Raw genomic sequence first — 282 nt, 5'->3', positions numbered from 1 at the left:
TCTTCCCCGCGATCGCAGGCGTCGCGATGGCCGCCGAAGAAGCGAAAAACCCGAAGCGCTCCATCCCGATCGCCTCCGTGGCGGGCATCCTGACCCTCGTCGTGCTGGCCATCGGCGTGATGGTGTTCGCGGGCGCGGCGGGCGACTGGACCAAGCTCTCCAACATCAACGACCCGCTGCCGCAAGCGATGAAATACATCGTCGGTGCAAACAGCGGCTGGATGCACATGCTGGTCTGGCTGGGACTGTTCGGCCTCGTCGCGTCGTTCCACGGCATCATCC

1 pseudogene is annotated in these 282 nt (G+C 64.9%); it reads left to right on the top strand.

Features of this window, described 5'->3' with window-relative positions:
* A pseudogene (locus tag SB822_RS56505) lies at positions 1–282 on the top strand (ethanolamine permease); the annotation flags it as partial.

Source organism: Paraburkholderia sp. SIMBA_054 (assembly GCF_046534875.1).
Lineage (GTDB): Bacteria > Pseudomonadota > Gammaproteobacteria > Burkholderiales > Burkholderiaceae > Paraburkholderia > Paraburkholderia hospita.
This window is presented reverse-complemented; position numbering and strand designations above follow the sequence as displayed.